At 27.2% G+C, this 4,832-nt stretch carries 6 protein-coding genes; all 6 read left to right on the top strand.

Annotated features, from left to right (window positions below; all coding sequences use genetic code 11):
• Nucleotides 1-213: hypothetical protein (locus tag ACYDAT_RS15585; protein ID WP_461451301.1), on the top strand; the 213-nt coding region annotated here is incomplete at its 5' end.
• A 1,280-nt stretch (nt 214-1,493) separates the two neighbouring features.
• Nucleotides 1,494-1,856 (top strand): hypothetical protein, encoded by a 363-nt coding sequence (locus ACYDAT_RS15580; RefSeq protein ID WP_461451299.1) that lies wholly within the window; start codon nt 1,494-1,496, stop codon nt 1,854-1,856.
• A gap of 33 nt (nt 1,857-1,889) precedes the next feature.
• Nucleotides 1,890-2,102, top strand: coding sequence for a hypothetical protein (locus tag ACYDAT_RS15575; RefSeq protein ID WP_461451297.1), 213 nt, complete (start codon nt 1,890-1,892; stop codon nt 2,100-2,102).
• A 531-nt stretch (nt 2,103-2,633) separates the two neighbouring features.
• Complete coding sequence (locus ACYDAT_RS15570; RefSeq protein WP_461451295.1) at nt 2,634-3,041, top strand: hypothetical protein; 408 nt, start codon at nt 2,634-2,636, stop codon at nt 3,039-3,041.
• A 259-nt stretch (nt 3,042-3,300) separates the two neighbouring features.
• The gene (locus ACYDAT_RS15565) at nt 3,301-3,567 is read left to right on the top strand and encodes a hypothetical protein (protein WP_461451293.1); all 267 of its coding nucleotides are present in this window, start codon (nt 3,301-3,303) and stop codon (nt 3,565-3,567) included.
• A 140-nt stretch (nt 3,568-3,707) separates the two neighbouring features.
• On the top strand, nt 3,708-4,688 hold the full coding sequence (locus ACYDAT_RS15560) for a hypothetical protein (RefSeq protein ID WP_461451291.1): 981 nt from the start codon (nt 3,708-3,710) through the stop codon (nt 4,686-4,688).
• Nucleotides 4,689-4,832 lie beyond the last annotated feature (144 nt).

The raw sequence follows: 4,832 nt of genomic DNA, 5'->3' as shown, positions 1-4,832 counted from the left end.
AGTAAAATTAGGGGTAGCAGTGCAATAATCGGTAATGCAAGATTTGGGATGGTATTATCGAATAAAACCGAATACACAGATATTCACGATAAATTACTCGAATGCGTAAAATCAAACTATGCAATCGGCGAAACAATTAAACTTTACAATAATCCGAAAACTTTTATCGCAAGACCCTTTTCACAGGAGGATAAAGAAAATGACGAAGACTAAACTATTTTGCAAAATTTGTAAAGAAGTAGATTTGGCATATCCGAAATTAACGCCTGAAGAAAAGTTTTTAATTGCATCTTTGGAATATGACCTCGCAAAAACAGGTTTAATGGTTAATAATACATAGCGAAAAAACGAACGCTGTTATTGTTTTTTGCCACGATAAATTAAAATAGGTATGTTTGTATCAAATGGAAAATTAAACAGGGTTAAATCGCTTAATATTGAATGAAAAATAAAAATAAAGCATTTGCGAAAGAGGGCGGTATATCATGACAAACCCGCCATGACAAACCCGCCATGACAAACATGATAAAATGACTTATATTTTATTATTTATTAATTTCAAACGTTGTTATATTTTTAATAAAATTAAGTAAATAAATATTTCAAATTATGATAAAAAATTAATATCAAAATAATAAAAATTAAATCGCAATAATATTTTCATAATTTTGGGTTTTTTGTCATGATATTCCCATTTTCAGAATTTGTCATGATATGTGATTTGTCATGACAAGAATGCTCTCTTTTTGTCATGACGTTATTTGTCAATTTTTCACGCAAACAGTGGAGGAGTGCCGCCCTTCTGGAATTTTTTATAAAATATAAATTAAACAAAATCGCCCTACCCTGCTCTACCCTGCCGAGCAAACCCTTGCTATTGCTATACTTTTTTTTAAAAACTAATAATAGAATTTTAAAAAATACTTTGTAGATTTTAAAAGAGTTTGCGAGTTTTCAACCGCCCTACTCCGCTGCGCTTTTACTTGGTATTATTTAATTTGCAGTCTATTTGTTTTTTAAAAAAATAACACTGTTTTAAAAAAATAAATTAAATATATTTTTCGGAGCAATAAAAAAATAAATCTTGAAATAAATTTTAAAAAAATGATTAGCAATTTTTAAAAAAATAATTGTCTTTTTTTATAAAATTAAAAAAAATAAAATTAAAAATAAATTTCTGTTCTGGTAATTTTGATTTTTAAAATCTTTTTTTTAAATTTTGGCACGATTTTTGCAATCTTTATTATATGTAAATTTTATTTTTCAAAATATAAAACTATCAATTTATTTTTTAAAAAAAATAATATATTAAATAAACTTTTAAATGGATAATATATAAAAAAAGATAGACGGCAAACATATATAAATACTACATAAATAAAAATAGTTTAAAATAATTAAAAAAAAATGAAAAAAAAGCTTGACTTATTAAAAACAGTATAATATACTTAAAACATAAAGAAATTAAAATTAATTTAAAAAGGAGAAAAAAAATGAGATTGAGATACGGTTCACTGGGATCCGCCGCAACATTCGAATTCGAGGGCGGCGGAACAAATGATAAAAGGAAAATCGGCAAAACAGCCGATGAATGCAGAGTCATAGATGAAAATGACTTTGCAGAATCTAAATCTGCAAACGATAAAAAGTTTGCAGATTTAGACAGATTTTTGATGTCTCATCCGGACATCAAAATAGGAGAATATAATTTTAATGTTAATAGGGAAGAATCTTCCTTATTTTGGAACGGCAGTTATTTGGATAACTGCCCTGAAAATTTTGATAAATTTTCTGAAGAAGAATCGTTAAAATTCTTCGAGAAAATTATTAATAATTTTCTCGAAGGCGCTGAATAAATTTAAAAGGAGAAATTTAAAAGGAGAAAAAAAATGAAAGCGAATCAAATTTTGAAAAGGTTGAATGAAGGAGAAAAAATCGGATACGTCAGCAATGACTATCCTGGAAAATGTTATGAATTGTTAATTTTTAAAAAAGGGCAGTATTATTTTGAAACGGGGTCTCCATTTGACCCCAGAGAGGTGACAATTGTGTCACCTCTTCGAGCTATTAAAATAGCTCGAATGTTGTTAGTAGAAGAATAAAAAAAAATAAATTAATTTTTATATAGCCGTCCCGAGTCGCGAAAGCGGGTTACTCTCAGGATGGCTGGAGAAAAAAATGAAATTTAATCTTTATAAGGCGGGTTTAAATCCCGCCAATAAAACGAAATTTTTTAATGCATCTTTTAATGCTTTAATAGCATTAAAAGATGCTGAGAGAATTAATCTCTCATCCGTTTCTATGAAATATTGTAGAAATGGAGAAATACTCGTGTTTTTTTGCAAACATGGAGACGTGAAAATGGTAGTTTGTGACTCGCTTGGAAATTACAAGTCACAAACTGATTGGAGATAATAAAAGCCCTCAAATCAACATAATCTATTGTTATGTTGATTTGAGGGCTTTTTTGATTGTAAATATAAGGAGGTATGAAATGGAAACATTTATTGATTTAAGTAGTAATCAAAAAATTAAAGATGCGATAAAAAAAATAGAGATTTTAATCTCTATGAAAATTTCAAATTCAAAAAAAAATTAATTTAAAAAAAAGCCCTTCGGGGCGAGGAGGATTTATGGGTGGTGGTGGTGTAAATACAAGTGCTGATTATTACAAAAGAAAAGGAGTTGACGAATTTAAAGAGAGTAATGAATATTTGCAATTAGTTAAAGACGCACGAATAAAAGATATATCTTTGATGACTAATATTTGTGAAGCCCAAAACGATGAGGAATTAATTAGTTTTTTGAATAAAAAAGGCTATGAACTAATTAATATTGAAGGATTAAAATTTTTCTTTTTAAAAAAATCACTTGTTATTGTAATACATAAAGTTGAAGAAATAAAAATTGAAGATATTATAAATACTACTGAAGATGATGAAATTATAAATTTCATGAAAAAACAAGGATTTACGCATATTTGCACAGATTGTGGTGAATTTTATTTTAAACGGCATGATAAAACACTTATATTAAAATAATTTAAGCCCTTCGGGGCGAGGAGGCTTTATGAAAAGATTAATTAGATTTATTAAAAATATTTATTTTTCAAGAAGTTTATTAAATAGATACTCTTTTAAAAATACAATTAGAGATTGTTATATTGTCTCTAAAAATATTAATGAAACAGAATCTTTAATAAAATTTATGAAAGAAAATTAATAACTAAAAATAATTGAAATCATGAGCGGGGAATAATCCCCGCCTAAATTAAACTAATATCATGATAAAGGAGGCAATATGACAAAAGAAATCAATTTAAAACACTTAAGTGAAGATGTTTATTTGTTAGGAACAAAAGGTAGTTTTTATTTTATCAACAAAGATAATATTGTTTATAGAATGGGAAGACCAAGAAAAAAACATCAGTTTTGCGATAGAATTATTATGGAAATATTAAGCAATCCTAAAACAGAACTTCAGGATAGATTTGGCATTAGTAATTATGAAAAGTATATTTATCCAAAATTACAAAAAATAGGATATTTTGAGGAGGCAAAATCATGACAAAGGGAGGGCTTTACAATGAAATTTAAACTTCAATATAATCACAATAATCACAGTATAGATTTATTTGAATTTACAATATTTTTAGGTTTAATGGCAATTTTAGTTAATTTAATTTGAAATTAAGGGAGGGCTTCAAAATGAAAATAATAATTAAAAAAGAAGCATTAAAAACAAAATTAAAAATAAAAATAATATTAATAAATGACAAAGCGAAAAAGTTTTCAGCTTTGTCATTAGGAACAATAAAAAATGAAATTGGACATTCTGGAAGAGTGCAACTTCTCGAAAAATATTATAGAAATATCAATGAAAAAGAATTTAACTTTTCAATAGAGACAAAAAGTATTGAAAAGAGAAAAGCTTTTGAAATAGAAAAAATGAATGAAATAAAGAAAGAAATGAATAAAATAAAAAAAGAAATGATTCTCAAAACTAAAAAATTCATTTCAGAAACAAAAAAAGAAAACGAAGAAATTAGTAAAAAAAATGAAATAAAAAGTAAGGAAATTTCAAAAAATAAATCGGCAAATATAAAAGCATTTGCTAATCTTGATTTTGAAAATGCAGACGAAAAATTTTTACTGAATGAATTTGGGCGTCCTTTTAAAAGAAATAAAATCATAGATAGAAGCACAAAGTTTGGATGTTTTTTAACGGCAGAAATATCATACACAGAATATCAAAAATATCATGGAGCATTGGAAACAACTGGGAAATTCGCATTGCAAGGAATAGATGAAGGGCAGAGATGGAATATTTTTTTTAGGAATGATTATTTTGTTGGAGAAAGAGGGTTTGACATGACGTGCATAGATGCGATGTCTGAAATATACCAAAACAAAATTGATGATTCTTGGGAACATCAAGGTGAAATTTTCTTCAAAAAGATAAATGATAATATTGATATTAACAATGATAATGAAAATATCAATATTGAACTTGAACTTGGCAGGCATTATTTAAATGGCGTAGGAATTGTTGCAAAAGATGCAACAAATGAAAATATTAGAAAAATAGTTTTGAAAACTTCAGGTGCAACAATTTCGCACCCTGAACACAAAACTAAAAATTTAGTTGCTGGCGAGTATGTTATTTTATACCGCCAAAATGCTGATTAAACTAATCGGGCGGGGTTGAGAATCCTCAACTCCGCTTATAAATAAACTAATATCATGACAAAGGAGGATTAAAAAAAAATGTCAACAATAAAAAATAAGTCGGAATACTTGGCGGCGGAAAAGGGCTTCAAGTATTCATTTAAC

It is taken from the genome of Metallibacterium sp. (assembly GCF_054637675.1).
The sequence above is the reverse complement of the archived record's forward strand: the minus strand, read 5'-3'. Positions and strand labels throughout refer to the sequence as shown.